6 protein-coding genes are annotated in these 14,992 nt (G+C 54.6%); 4 read left to right on the forward strand and 2 right to left on the reverse strand.

Annotated elements, in window-relative coordinates:
• Positions 1–169: 169 nt before the first annotated feature.
• Entirely contained in the window at positions 170–577 is a 408-nt protein-coding gene (locus AACY02_RS03265; RefSeq protein WP_194933739.1) for a hypothetical protein, read from the forward strand.
• 126 nt (positions 578–703) lie between these two features.
• Here the strand turns inward: AACY02_RS03265 and AACY02_RS03270 are convergent, their stop codons facing one another.
• Positions 704–5,830: an SET domain-containing protein-lysine N-methyltransferase gene (locus tag AACY02_RS03270; protein ID WP_339430729.1), complete on the reverse strand. Its 5,127-nt coding sequence runs from the start codon at positions 5,828–5,830 to the stop codon at positions 704–706.
• A gap of 387 nt (positions 5,831–6,217) precedes the next feature.
• Between AACY02_RS03270 and AACY02_RS03275 the strand changes: the two genes are divergently transcribed.
• Genes AACY02_RS03275 through AACY02_RS03285 form a run of 3 tightly spaced genes read left to right on the forward strand, consistent with a single transcriptional unit; the run spans position 6,218 to position 13,705 of the window.
• Positions 6,218–7,462 carry a glycosyltransferase family 4 protein gene (locus AACY02_RS03275; protein WP_339430730.1) on the forward strand — a complete coding sequence of 415 codons (1,245 nt, stop codon included), beginning with the start codon at positions 6,218–6,220 and terminating at the stop codon, positions 7,460–7,462.
• 1 nt (position 7,463) lies between these two features.
• Positions 7,464–8,318, forward strand: a complete 855-nt coding sequence (locus AACY02_RS03280) for a hypothetical protein (RefSeq protein ID WP_339430731.1) — start codon at positions 7,464–7,466, stop codon at positions 8,316–8,318.
• A gap of 2 nt (positions 8,319–8,320) precedes the next feature.
• Positions 8,321–13,705, forward strand: coding sequence for a calcium-binding protein (locus AACY02_RS03285; protein WP_339430732.1), 5,385 nt, complete (start codon positions 8,321–8,323; stop codon positions 13,703–13,705).
• Here AACY02_RS03285 and AACY02_RS03290 read toward each other — a convergent pair.
• A protein-coding gene (locus AACY02_RS03290) for an IS3 family transposase (RefSeq protein ID WP_401139995.1) occupies positions 13,697–14,916 on the reverse strand; the annotation gives its coding sequence in 2 pieces (ribosomal slippage) (positions 13,697–14,571 and positions 14,571–14,916; 1,221 coding nt in all). The genes AACY02_RS03285 and AACY02_RS03290 overlap by 9 nt on opposite strands.
• Between the last annotated feature and the right edge of the window lie 76 nt (positions 14,917–14,992).

Genomic DNA, 14,992 nt, shown 5'->3' on the forward strand with positions numbered 1-14,992 from the left:
ATGACAGCGTTTTCCAAATGAACAGGATTTCATCAATCACTTGTTTCAACTTGTTGCAGGAACGCACCAGATGCCGAAAACGCTGTCTGATTTTTCGACAGTCACCGATTAAATGACTGTCGCCTGCCAGCGTCGCTGGTGTGGCCAACCCGCGGTCCAGGAGGCCGCCATGTATAGACGAATTCTTCTACTTGCTGCGATGATGTTTTCCGTTGCCGGTTGCGTCCCGTACTCCTACGCGGACTCGTATTACAGCTCAGAGGTCTACACATCACCCGCACCGGCCTACTACAACACGGGCGGCACGTATTACAACGGTGGCAGCACGTATTACGCGCAGCCTCGCTACTACCAGCCGGCCCCGCGGTATTACCAGCAACCGCGCTATTACCAATCGGCGCCGCGTTACTACCAGCCGGCTCCACGTTATTACGAAAGCCGTCGCTGGCACGACAACGATCGCGGGCGTTGGGATGGCCATCGTCGCGGCGGTTGGGATAACGATCACCGCGGTCGCGGTAACTATGACCGACACAGCGGGCGTGGTGACCATAACGGGCGTGGCAACCGATGGTAATCACCCGCCAACAAAAAGCGGCGCATAAAGCGCCGCTTTTTTGTGCCCGGAATATCGTCAGGATGCAGCCGCAACGGTAAACGCAGGATTAATGGCCATAGCAGGCTCGGCGCCGGAACTGAATACTCATCGACTAGGGTCCGGTTTAATCGCTATATCAGGCACTGGCTTATAGGAAAGGCCGTAATCAACCAGCAATTCTTCACCCTTCCTGATGTCATTCAGCGCCACGTAAAACGTCAGGTTTTTCCCCACTGCGATGGAAATGACGTTATTCGAGCGCCACGCCGGCCCACCGCCCAATTGCGAGGTATTGATCAGGCTCAGGTTGTTGCCCGTGTGCAGCGCACTCACCGAGCGATTGCCCGACCGTGTGCCGAACAAGTAGGTCAGTACAGCCCTTGAACCTTGTTTGCGTATTTCCTGAAACAACGACGCTTCTGATTCATGGAATTTGCCTGCGTACGGTCCTAGCACTTCAAATTTGGCAATATCGCGTCGTGCCCACACTGACGCGCCGCGATTGGGCCCACCGTCATCCAGTGCCGTGAACACTTCCAGAGTTTGATCAAACCGTGATTGATGCCGTCCTTCGGTACGCAACCAGTCTTTGATCGATTCCTTGATCTGGCTTGAAACGTTTTTTTTGCTTGCGTTATCGAGACCGTCAAGCAGGCCATTCCAGTGGGCGATACGGATGTCATCTATCGGCCCTTCGAGGGATAAAGTCCGGCTGATTGTCGGGTTTCGCGGGTCCTGCAGAATCGGCAGGTTGTTGTCGACCTGATGAGGCAACGACGAGGAGATCCCTGGTTCAACTTTGATAGCGACAGGCAAGATGTCCGAAGAGGGACCCGGAACTTCTGCGACACGGTCTGGCGTGTCGGCGGGTCTTTTCGGCGGCGGTGACTCCAGTGAGGCCGGCGCCGGACGCTTTTGTGGCGTACTCGTTTCAGCTTGTTGGCCTTCAAGGCGTGGCATGGAGCTTTGCCCCGAATGGCCTGCAACCTTGCGAATCATGGACTGCCCCCTTGGCCCAAGACTGCCATCGACCCGGACATAATTGTAAAAAGTGTTCGGATAAAGATGATGATGACCGGCAAATCCTTCGATGGTCATTGTGTCTCGCTCTTGCTGAGACATGTTTTGCCACGCAAGAACATGTGTTTCTTCCGGCTGGTTAAACGGTAAGTCGTCAGGACGGTCACGCACTAATACGCCAGTCGCGCTCAACTCGCCGTCGGGCTTCACGTAGTACTCGAATGTTTTCCGAGGCAGGTTGTTCTCTCGGGCAAACCCCTTGCGTGTGAGCCTCTGTCGCTCCGCTTGCGGTAATGCCTCCCAGTCCCGCAAATGTTCGGCAATGACCCTTTGCTTACGCACTCTCGAAGTCCGGCCTGTCAGTTGGGTGGACATTTCAGGAGGCAAGGCATTTTTGATACGGTGCAAGGCTGCGGTTCTGAGGGATCCATCGACTTTGACGTTCGCCTGCCATGTAGCAGGATTGAATGCGTGTTGACGGATGAATTCCTCTGCCGTGAGGGTGTTATCGCGCTGCCCGGAAAGCACCCACCACTGACGTAAATGTTCATCGGTCAAAGTCTTGTAGGTGCCACCGGCCGCTCGGTGCATCAAGGATTGTCCGGTTGGTTTCAGGCTTCCATCGGCATGTACATAGCCCGCAAAAGTCTCCGGGTGAAGAAAATGAAGACCGGAAAATCCTTGAGTTGTGATGGTGTCACGTTCTTGCTGGGTCAAGTTTTGCCAGGCACGGACATGCGTTTCGCTGGTCCTGTTGAAGGCTTTGTCTGTCGGACGGTCACGCACGAGTACGCCGGTTTCACTCAATTGGCCGTCAGGCTTCACGTAGTACTCAAATGTTTTTCGCGGCAGATTGTTCTGCAGCGCAAAGCCGTCACGCGTCAGCTTCTGCTGCTCTGCTTGAGGCAGCGCCTCCCATTGCCGCAGGTGCTCGGCAGTGACCCTTCGAGTCTTGCCCTTCGGAACCCGGCCGGGCCAGTCGATTTCCGGAACTCTCTGCGTATCAGGTTGCTGATCCGGGACAGGTTGATCGGTGTTTTTTTTCACCTTGTCCAGACGTTTGATCGCCTCCTCTGTCAGCGACCCATCCTGCCTGACATGTTTTCGCCATATGTTGGGGTTGAGCTGATGTTGATGCATGAACTGCGCTTCTGTCACCGTGTTGCCCGGTTGCCTGAAGAGCACATTCCACTGGTGTAAATGGTCATAACCGAATTTGTTATAGGCACCACCGGCCGCGCTGTGCAGCAGCGCTTCGCCGGCCGGCCCCAAGCGACCGTCGGCTCTTGCGTAACTTCTGAAGGTTGCCGGGTTGAAGTGATGCAGACCGGCAAATCCCCCCATGGTCATTTCGTCACGGGCTTTCTGCGTCATGTTCTGCCATTCACGGACATGCGCTACGTTCGGCAGATTGAAGGCTGTATCTGCGGGTCGGTCACGCACCAGCACGCCGGCAGCGCTCAATTCACCGCCAGGCTTGACGTAGTACTCAAATGTATTTCGCGGCAGTAGATACTGTCGGGCAAAGCCGCCGCGGGTAACTTGATGCTGTTGCGCCGGGGACAATGCTTCCCACATCCGTAAATGCAATGCACTAATCTCCCGTCCCCCCCCTTGCGCGCCCAGTCGTTGCCACTGGTCACCGCGGAGATGCTGGATCAGCAATTCGGTTTGCCGGTTGCGGTGATAGACCCGCGCCTGCACGACGCCATCTTCACTGCGAGTGACTTGCCTGACCTCGTACACCGCTGTTTTACCGCTGCTATCGGTATGGCGTATGTGGGAGAGATGCCCGTCGGCGGCAACATATATCCCTTGGCCGTTGCGCGAGAGCCCGGCAATGCTGGATTCGGGCACACTGAAGTGACTGAACAGAGCATGGCTCAGCTCGTGCAACTCATCGAGGTATGAAGTGACCACTTTACCGGCGACCGCCTGGGTGGTGACTGCAAACTCCTCGATCGGACTGCCGTAAGGTCGCATCGTGTCGGCATCAAATGAATACCATTGACCGTTCTTCAATACAGCTGCGCCTTCCACAGTCTGGCCGGCGACTTTTACGGTGCCCGTTGCCGCTGCGTCATACTGTTTGCTGACAGCTTTCAATACTTCGTAACTGTCGGCAGCGCCCCTGAGCCGGTTGACGGTTTTGGCGCCTTTGGACAGTAGATAAAGGCCACCGGTCCCCACCAGTCTGGCCAGATCACCCAAGCCGCCCACCGGGTTGAGCACATCGATTGTGGCGACGCCGATGACATGGACGGTCTTCAAGGCCTTGGCTCCAGTGGAGAGCGCAGTGCTGCCGATCCTGATCAGTTTTCCTGCAGTGGCGGCGCCCGCCGTGAGAAAACCGAATATATCCACGGTGAGATCAAACACCGCCGCGCCATAGTTGCCCTGCTGAAAATTGACAATGGCTGATCGGAAGGGGATCAGGTTCAACAAAAACTCACCCAGCGGTTTGGGCTGGTAATACTCGTCCATGGGTGTCTGCCCGCGGGCCAGCGCTCTGATTGCGGGATCATCCAGATCGAGATGTTGCACAAAGGCGTCGGCAATCGCACGGGACCGAGCGCTGCTGAAACTGTTAAAAAGTGATTCGCTCAACGCGCGCTCACGCCCCAGCTCACTTGCCGCCTCACGGGGGATAAGCTCTCTGGTCGTAAAATATTTGTTGGCTTCCCTTGATTCCCGGTGCTTTGCCCTGTGCAGGGCTGTTCGTTCAATCGTGTCTTTATTGATATTGATTTCATACGCCCGAAGGTTGCCGCTCAGCTCCGTTCTGATGAGCAGTCCGGGCTCGTTCGGGCAAGGAGTATGATTAAAGAAACCATCTGACACATATGAACCTTGTTGGAAGAAACTGATTTTTCCAAACTCGAAGTTCTTTTTGTCCTCCAGTGGGAGCAGGCAGATCATGTGCCTGACCGTTGTATTGACGGCGGCTTTTTTATCCTCGATGGCGCGCGTGAACTGCTGCTCGAAAGCTTCCCGCACTCCAAACGTCGGGTTGTTATTCAATGCCTCCAACGGGATGCGGGCATCAATGGATGCCAGCGGCCGCGGATTGGGCAAATCCATCATCGCGTAATCCTGTAGCGAATGAATGCCACTGAAACCCGACTGCCCACTCTCGCCGCGATACGTATCCGTGTGGAGTGCCTTGACCTCGAAAAGCGTGCCCAGATCGCCAAATCGCTCTATCAATACGGCCAGGGCAATGTCTTTTCGTGTCGGTAATTCTTTGTCCAGTATTCTGGCGGCAACAAGCCGCTCATCAAGCTCCTGGTTAAATGCCGCCCTTATCGTTTCAAGTTGTCCGGCGGGGTAGTTATCAGCGTGCCGTTTCAGAATGATTTGGTTGGCGACAGCCCAATCGAGTAATACGGCTGCCTGAATGCGTTGGCTGGATGCAGGGTCAACCAGGCGAGCACTTTCAGACTGACTCATGATCTGGGCAAACGACATGCCGGGGACTTTGCCCGGTGTTTGAGCCTCGATGGTCATTGCCGCAATGGTCAGGTTCGCCCATGCCAGACTGCCAACTTTTACATTCCCGGGTATGTCCTCAATCAGAAATTGCGGTGCCGACCTGCCCAGCAAAAGGTACGCACCGGCTTTCGCCAGGGCAGCGCTGGTTCTACCTTCCCGGCTCAAGTGATCAGCCAGGTTATCTGCGACTTCAGAGGCGCGCCGGCCCCAATGCTGATCACTGGCCAGATCAAAATCGGCAGTTTTGCGCCGATCAGGGGCAGTGATCGATTCGGGGTCCAGTTGCAGTGTGATGCCTGCCAGCAGGTAATCCATCGCACTGCTTTCGCTGTCGATACCCTGCATTCTTCGTTGCAGCGCATTGCCCATCAGTTGCCCTTGCGCGGAGCCGATCAGGATTTCGAGTATCCGGGCAGGATCGTTCGCGATGTTATCCGGGAGTGGGCAGCGATAACGCAGAAACTCCAGCGCACCACCCTGGGTCTGCATCACCAACGGCTGGTCGCCCAAGTGGTGCGCATGATTCATCGTAATCAGGCGCAAGCGCCGTTGTTCGTCTGGATTCAGTGGAATCGGCCAGGACAACGCCCCACCCCAATTGCCTAAGGGGGGCTCAATCGTGCTGTCAGTGACAGCCGGCAGCGCTTCGATGCCTTCAGGTTCATCGGGGGGGAGCGGTTGTGTCAGCGAAGGTGTGCGTTCTAGGGTGTTGCCCGTCATGAGACTGTCCATAGTCAAAGAGTCGTCCTTGGGAAAGCGCGGTTAGGCGCTTCCAGCGTTCACGAGTGTAAAAACACGCGGTGAACACATTCCATAAATCAAGTGCGAGTTCTTGTGTCCAGTTAAACGCCGTGTTGGCGGTCGGACAGGATGTAGATTTGCGTCCGGTCCGACCCTGCGTCTGGCTCAGTAACCCGTCAAATCCGCCAACGGATGCCGCCCCGCGTTACTACGCAACCGTCGAAAAGTCGTCCCGTTAGCCATCTCCTAGGGCATTCCCAGACGCTTCCTACAGTTTCATTTCCTTGTATTTGTTAGCGTTTGTTCCTGCCGATCGAGGTGAGCAATACTCAGTTCAACAGCGGCGAATAAAAGGACGATGCCGCTATGAAGCTTCTTGTAATTCACCAAAACTTTCCGGGCCAGTTCCGTCATGTGGTGCTGGCGGCGATTGACAGGCGTTATGAGGTTTTAGCGATAGGTCGGGATACGGCGCCGGGTATCGCAGGGGTGAAAATATATCGATACCGCGCTGCCAGCCGAGCGCCGAGCGGTATTCACCCCTACCTGACCCGTTACGAACAAGCGGTGACTGATGGACAGAAGGTTTTTGAAACTCTGAGCCGGCTGAAACATTCGGGTTATCGGCCGGACGTGATTCTCGCTCATCCCGGATGGGGGGAAACGCTCTTCGTCAAGGATGTCTATCCTGACGCGCCGCTTATTCACTATTGCGAATATTACTATCGGGCGCAGGGAGCAGATTCCGGGTTCGACCCTGAATTCCCGCGAGCAACAAGAGAGTCATCAAGGCTGCGAGTGCTCAATTCGCTGCATCTTTTGAATCTTGAGCAATGTGACATTGCCATTGCGCCCACGCGGTGGCAGCGCAGTCTCTTTCCGGCCGCTTATCAGTCGGCCATTCGGGTTATTCACGAGGGCGTCATTCAGAGTTCCTGTTTGGCGAAAGCTGGGGCCGTCAGGTTGCCCAATGGCGTCGAACTGAGAGCCGGGCAGCCGATCGTTACTTATGTCGCGAGGAATCTTGAGCCTTATCGCGGGTTTCACAGTTTTATGCGAGCGATCCCGCATATTCAGGCTGAGTGTCCCGGTGCGCAGATAATCATAGTGGGCGGTGATGACGTCAGTTACGGGGGTAAGCCGGTTGGCTATGCAAATTGGCGCAGCAGGATGGAGGCAGAGGTAAGTTTCGATCATTCCACCGTTCATTTCACAGGGAAGCTTCCTTACCAGACTTACCGGGCAGTTCTGGACTGTTCAAAGGTTCATGTTTATTTGACGTATCCGTTTGTTATGTCGTGGTCGTTACTGGAGGCGATGGCGGCTGGGTGTGTGGTAGTAGCGTCGGATACGGCTCCGGTAAGGGAGGTGATCGTCGATGGTCACAATGGAATGCTGGTGGATTTCTTCGATCATCACGGTATCGCCAAACGTATTGCCAAGGTTCTTGATTCCGTTGATGAGTTCGACTGCCTGCGCCGCGCTGCGAAGTTGACGGCGAGCAGATTTGATGTGGCGTACGGCACGAAACATTACTTTGAGGTATTTGAAAACGCGATGTTCGGGCATCTCAAGAAACCGCCTGCTCGTCAGTTTGACAGGGAGATTTGAAATGCTCCGGATGTCGCACAAGCCATGGGTTAAATGGTTTAAGAGGTTGTTGAAATACGGCTTGTTTATTTATGCCTGTTATTGCGTGGTGAATTTTTATATCCGTGAAGAACAGGTCGCCGAGGCGATGGCAATCTATTACGCGGATCAGGAGGCCTGTCAAAAGAAGCTGGCGAGCATGAAGCAGGTGCCCATACTGGGCGGCAGCTATGTGGATAAGACTCTGGTCCCGGAGTTTTATGTGGGCATGCCTGAACTGGCGAATAAGAAAGCGTGTCTGGCCAATACGCTCAAGGGGCATTTCTGGTGGACCGGGACGGAGATACGGTCTTACCACGACCAGAGTGTAAAGCCGACTCCTGAAAGTTGGCGTCTTTATAAGCTGAACGCTGGGCTTTATACAAAAAAAGAAAACACTGAACCCCATGAACGGGGCTATCGGCACGTCAACTGGCCGGATGAGTTGATTGTGAAGTTGAAAAATTATCCTGGACTGGAACTTTGGCTGAATGCACCTCCGCCGCATTTCAAGAATGAGGCTTCCGTTCGAAAGTTTGTCATTGCTGACTGGCCGCGGCGTGATGGCACTCCTCGATTGATAAGCTGTAACGGCTTGATTCGCCCGGCTGCTGAGGAGGAACTGACTGACGAGAAATTGGCGAAACTCAGTAGAGCCGAATTGGAAAACCTGGATTTTGGGAGTTTGAATTTTTTTTGCACTGTGGAGTTACACAGCTTTGATTTTTCCGGAGGGCACGGTCGGGTAAGTCTCGGTCTATCGTCATTACGAGAGTCACCTGAGATGCTTAAGTTTCTCAGTAGCTATCTTTCACGCTCTGTTATTACAAGGAAGTAACGATGAGTTATGTTTTTAATGATCTGGAAAAAACAGAAATCTTAAATGCAGCAAATATTTGCAAGGGACTGATGTTCGATTCTGAAGATGTCGAATATCTTGCGCTGGAATTAACAGGGGCTAGCTGCGCTCCCCTGTATCAAAAACTATTCGATATTATTGGCGGAAGAGTTTCTGAGGCTACCGCTGTCGATCAAGAAGCGGGAAAAATTCTGAAAAGCGCCAGGCTCTGGCTTGCCGTGGCCATTGATGCCAACGGTGGAAACGGTGCCTACTCCGCCCTGATTCGCGGCTACACCTCGCGGCAAGGTGAACTGAGATTGAATAAAATCTTCAGTGAAAACCTGATGCAACTGTCATCGAATCAGGTCGCCGCCAATTTCATCAATACTTTGATCGACGGATCCCTCGCGGGTCGGCTGGCACCCTGGACGGTTCCATCCATCAGCCAGATTGCAGAGATTGATGCCAGTGCGATCGGCAAGGCACTGTTTAGTGAGGCTTGCGGAGAGAAGGATACAGCCGTGAGCCATAACGCCGGCTGGTCAGGGACAGTCGGATTCAGCCTGTTGGGTGGAGCGCCGCCCTATGAAACCTGGAGATTGATCTCTGCGGGTGATTCGCAAGGGGAAGATGGCGGCCCGCCGATTCAAGCAAAAGCCAACAGGCTCGATGACTATAAAAATATTCTGTTCGCCATCGATTCCTACAGTGTCGGCCTGCGAGCGGCGATCAGCAATTTCGGCGTCAATCCATTGCAAAGTCTGCTTTCCGTCGTGCCAGAGCAAATCAATATCGCGCTCGCCAGTGGCAGCCTCAATCCGCTGATTCAGCATGTCGTGAAAGGCACGCCGGTTTCCGTCGTGGTCGACCTGATATTGCGCTATGGCCAGAACGAATTTCTGGACATGTTCAAGCGCACCTACAACGGCGATTCAGCAGCGCCACCTACCACCGATGAAACCTTCGCCACCAACGCTTACGCATTCTTCTCGGCATTTTCACCAGAGCAGTCCCAAAGCATCGTCACCCGTTCGATAGGCGAATACGGAAACGCCAATTCATGGGCAAAACTGGCTGGCGAGTCGACACCCATCGGCCTGGCGTTGCGTAATTCCCTGAAGCAACTCAGTGAAATCGTCATCGAACGCGATGACGGTTACCCCGGACGCGGACTGGCACTCTACGATCCGCTGACCGGCGAAGGTTTCATCACCGCGCAATGGCTTGCCGATCGTGCGCAGATGTTGGCCCGGTTGATTGCCCGAACCCAGGGCTCGTTTGGAGAGCACTCGCTGCAGAAGTTTTCCTACTCCGATCTCGCCTCAGCCAAACAGGCGCCGATGACCACCGGTGTGTTGAATCCGCTGGTCATGTTCGGCGATGACGGTGCACGGTCTTTCGCGGGCGGTGCGAACACTGACCATCTGTATGGCGGCGCGGGCAATGACACGATCAACGGACTGGCAGGTCACGATGTCATCGAGGGTGGACGCGGCAACGACTTGCTTGGTGGAGGCGACGGCAATGATGCGTTGCACGGAATGGCCGGTGATGATGTTCTGGTCGGAGGAAAGGGTAACGACTCTTTGAGCGGTGGCGAAGGCAGCGACCGCTATGAGTTTTCCAGCGGTGATGGCATCGATGAGATCTTCGACGCCAACGCCAATGGGCAGCTGTGGATCAACGGCGCGCCGATTCCTTCACTCAAACGTCGCGCCCCTTTGAGCAATATCTGGTCGACCGAGGATCAGGCCATCACCCTGACCCTCATCGAAGAACTCACTGAACCCACCCTCAACATCAAATATGGCCTGAACGACCTCGTCGTTATCAAGAACTTCCGCCCCGGGATGCTTGGTATCCGACTTCCTGAACACCAAGACCATACGGTCTCTGCTCCCGATCTGGTTCTCCAGGGCGACTGGAAAGCGAAAGATATCGACCCCAATGTTCCCGGTGATCAGTTCTCATACGATGAGCTGGGCAACGCGTTGCTATTGGCCAACGTAAAACAGAGAAACAAGGCCGATGTGCTCTACGGCTCTGCAAAAGACGACGTCATTCTCGGACTTGGTGGATCAGACCGATTATTCGGCAAGGACGGAAACGATCAGTTGTTTGGGGATAAACAGACGACGCTCGAAAAAGCCATGGCCGCTGGTGACTCTAAAGGGAAAGCCGCTCGAGGCGATTGGCTTGACGGAGGCGCCGGCCACGATTTGCTCATCGGTACGGCATCCCAGGACGTGCTTCTGGGCGGTAACGATCGGGATACGCTGATTGGAGGTGCGGGAGATGACGTTTTATCAGGGGATGAAACGACCGGCGCGCTGGAGCAGAAATGGGGATTCAAACGCGTCGAAGTGCTTATAGACGGTGGTGTCACCAGTCACCGAACTGTCTTTTCACAGGCCTCCTTTAACAGTTCGACGCAGGGCGATAACGATGTTCTCTACGGCCAGGGCGGTCGCGATGTTCTCAATGGCGGATGGGGCGAGGATCTGCTTGATGGTGGAACAGAAGATGATCTTCTTGCAGGGGATGGGGGGGATGACACGCTGGCCGGAGGAAGCGGTAACGACACGATAATGGGAGACAACCTCGATTGGGGCGGGGGACTGCAAAGCAAACACCATGGTAACGATGTATTGGACGGTGGAAGTGGCGATGATTGGCTCGCTGGTAACGGTGGAAACGATGCGATTTATGGTGGTCCAGGCTATGACACTCTCAAGGGCGATGATGATGTACTGAACGGCGTTGCCGGTGACGCTGCCCACTTTTTTGGAAGCGACCTGCTGGACGGTGGTGCAGGAGACGACACACTCTGGGGCGGTGGGGCGGATGATCTGCTGTTCGGAGGTGAGGGTAACGACGCGCTGGCCGGGGATTATGCTGAGCATCCAATTCGGTACCACGGCAATGATTTACTTGATGGTGGAGCGGGCGATGACACACTTCAGGGAATGGGGGGGGCCGATACCCTGATCGGTGGGGCAGGAGCTGACGCGCTGGATGGCGATGTGTCCAACCTGCAGTCAGGTGGAATCAACAATGATTACCTTCAAGGCGATGAAGGAAACGATACCCTTCTGGGCGGCTTGGGCGCCGACACGCTTTATGGCGGCGCTGATGATGACATTTTATCCGGCGACTACGCGCAGACAGCCGAAGCCGAGCATGGCGCAGATTATCTGGACGGTGGTTCAGGCAACGATACCTTGCTCGGCGGTGGTGGCAACGACACGTTGTTGGGCGGGGAGGGTGTAGACCACCTTCGTGGGGATTCCGGCAATAACGTTTTTGATGGCGGGCCCGGTAACGACGTGATGGAGGGCCATGACGGCGCTGATGTTTACTATTTCGGGGTGGGTGATGGTCTTGACGTTATCACCGATTCAGGTGGCAGCAATGTCATCAAGTTCGGTGCCGGGTTCTCTGCGGAAAGTTTGAAAGCCGACATTATTGATGTTTCCGTAGGCCGGGTATTGCGGCTGTTCAATGGTGAGGGGGACGCCATCCTTATCAGGAATTATGAAGAATGGAAGAATTCAACGTTCACGTTTAGCGATGGTGTCATTCTCGGCTATCAAGAGGTCATGAAAAAAACGCTGCCAGCTGTAGAGATCATCGAGCCGCCAGCAGGGGATGGAGTGCTGGCCAAAGAAGAAGATATAGACATTATTGCAAACGAAGTACAGGTTGCTGTTCCGGACCAATCAGGGATCGTTGTTCCTGGCGAGGAACGAAGTAATGCCATTGATCATAATGTTGGCTGGACAGACAGGTTCCTGGCGGAGCTCAAAGCAAAGCGCTCCGCTAGCAGGCATGCAACAGGATTTACCTTGAGCAAACCAGGTGTCTGGGTTCGTAACCATATAACCACCAACGATACGGGTTATATCACCCACACTGATGTGATCGATGAAAGCATCGAAACGGGGGCATTGTCTGAAACGCCTCAATGGATGGGGTCTGCCACTGGCGATGCGGTATTTAGCGAAAGACAGTCAAGCTCTACATCCCGATCCAGTTTTCGAGAGGTAAAGAAAGAGGGCATTACGTCGCCGTTATTGCTGGAGCCACGTTATTTTCGATCTGGCACTGCCAGCGGTTTTTCATTCAAAGTCGGCGACGTAATTATTGCAGATAGAACAGATTCAGGTGCTATCGAAGGGTGGTACATCTATCCTGCTGAAAGTTTCACGGCGGGCGAAACTGTCCGCAAGGAATTTCGGCGGGATGTCACAACTGAAACGATCAAACATAAAGTTGTCCACGGCGACGATGTCGGTGGGCGAGTTAATGTCGAAGTCGGCAATCTTTTCCTGGGGGGTGCAGGCGATGACCTGATCGTCGCCTATTCTGGTGTTCTACTTGATTACGGCTATATTAATGAAAGGATACCGGGTGCCTTTCTGTCCGCCGGTGCAGGCAACGATACCCTCCTCGGTTCTGAAGGCGCTGATTATTTAGTGAGCGGCGCTGGGGATGACTACCTGTACGGTGAAAACGGTGCCGATACTTACATCGTGCAGGCGCATGCTGGCGCAACGACCATTATCGCGGATGTGCTGAATCCGGTTTTTATCCGACCTGAAGTAGGTGTTGCCGGATGGAAGGACGAGTATGGATTAGTCGATCAAGATACTGTCGTGCTTCCAGAAGACGCGATGCAGGAGAATTTGCAGCTCAGTTGGGGCGCAACACTCATTGAAACAGTGAATGTTGAGTTGGCACCTGATCCGCGTCGTAATGCCTATCGCCATCCGCCGCGCGCGCAAATGCTCTATTCGACACTCGATATTAAATGGGGTGGGTCGCAGAAAGTTCGCATTGTTCTACCCAATGCCGGAGATATCGAGGGTTCCGGCATTGAGATTATTAAATTTGCAGATGGCTCAAGCCTTACTCTCAAAGAACTGTTTGGCTCCAGTCAGCTGGGTCCTGCCCCGAATACTTATTACAATGGTCTCTTGGTCGATAATGCGGCCAGTGCCAAATCTATGAGAAATGGCCAAGCGCTCCCACTGGTGGGAAGTCACGGTAATGACACTCTAAGCGGCGCAGGTGAAATCAGAGGTATGCAGGGACATGATGCGCTGATGGGGAGTGTCGACGATGATGTACTGCTAGGCGGCCCCGGTAATGACACGTTGTCTGGTGGTGCTGGCAACGATCTCTACAAATACGATGGTCTTGGAAGAGACTTGATTAATAACACCGGGGGTGGGATCGATGGAATCGATTTTTCGGGTGTGGGTATACCTATTGAACAATTAAGGTTTCATCGCGATCAGGAAGATCTTGTCATAGTGGTCTGCTATGGCATGGGCCCTGGACTTGCCCCTACCAAACCGGACACCAACTCCCCGTTAAATTGATGCTGCCGCTAAGCGCCTGAACTCCCTCGGTGAGCGATAGTTCAAGGCGCTGTGTGGATGTTGCTCGTTGTAGTGCTCGAAGGCAATTGCCAAGTTACGCAACGCCGTTTCTCGATCCGGCTTGGGCATGTGCGCCACGTAATCTCGCTTAATCGTCTTCACGAAGCTCTCGGCCATGCCGTTGCTCTGCGGGCTGCGTACCGGGGTGGTCACCGGCTGTAAGCCGATCTGTAGAGCAAACAAGCGTGTCTGTCCGGCGGTGTACGCCGATCCGTTGTCACTTAGCCATTGCACCGGCGTGGCGGGCAGTTGATCACCAAAACGCTTCTCCACGCTTTCCAGCATCAAGTCGCGGATATCATCGCCGCTGTACCCGGTCGGGCTGGCGACCCAGCCGATAATTTCGCGATCACAGCAATCGAGGGCGAAGGTCACGCTCAGTTTGGCGCCGTCCTCGCAGCGGAACTCAAAGCCGTCCGAGCACCAACGCGTATCGCTGGTTTGCACCGCAATACGGCCTTCGTGCCGACGCGGCACGCCGGGTTGTTTGATCCGGCGTTCAAGCAAAAGGTTGTGGTCACGCATCACCCGGTAAACCCGTTTCACGTTGATCGCTGGCAGCGAGCGCTTTTCACGTGCTCGACGCAGCAGTCCCCAGACGCGACGGTATCCATAGCTGGGCAGTTCGCTGACCTCTTGCTGAATTTCAGCGACCAGCTCTACATCGTTCACAGGCCGGCTTCGCCGCGCTTTGGGCGATACTGATTGCTTGATTCGAACCGTTAATTGCGAGCGCGCTACACCGAGACATTTACTGACCAGCTTCACTGGTCGTCCCCCGGCAACAAGGGTGAGTGCGCAATCCATTTTCGCGACCGGGCGATCTCCACGGCCTCTTTGAGGATTTCGGCTTCCATCGTTTTCTTGCCCAGCATCCGTTGCAGTTCACGGATCTGCTTGAGCGCATCGCTCAGCTCGGAGGCCGGCACCACGGCTTCGCCTGCACTGACCGCCGACAGGCTGCCGTCCTGATACAGCTTGCGCCACAGGAATAACTGGTTGGCATTGATGCCGTTGCGTCGAGCGACCACCGACACACTTTGTCCTGGCTCAAGGCTCTCGCGAACCATGGCCAGCTTTTGCTCTGGGCTCCAGCGGCGCCGCCGCTCCTGACCCAAAAGCTCCCCACTCTTGTCGTTGCTATTAGTCATAAACATAACCGTTTGCCTATCCCTTATCGTAAGGGGGAAACGGTGTCCTGTCTTTCATGGGGCTCGTCCAGGCCCC

It is taken from the genome of Pseudomonas sp. EA_65y_Pfl2_P78, assembly GCF_963970495.1.
Classification (GTDB): domain Bacteria; phylum Pseudomonadota; class Gammaproteobacteria; order Pseudomonadales; family Pseudomonadaceae; genus Aquipseudomonas; species Aquipseudomonas baetica_A.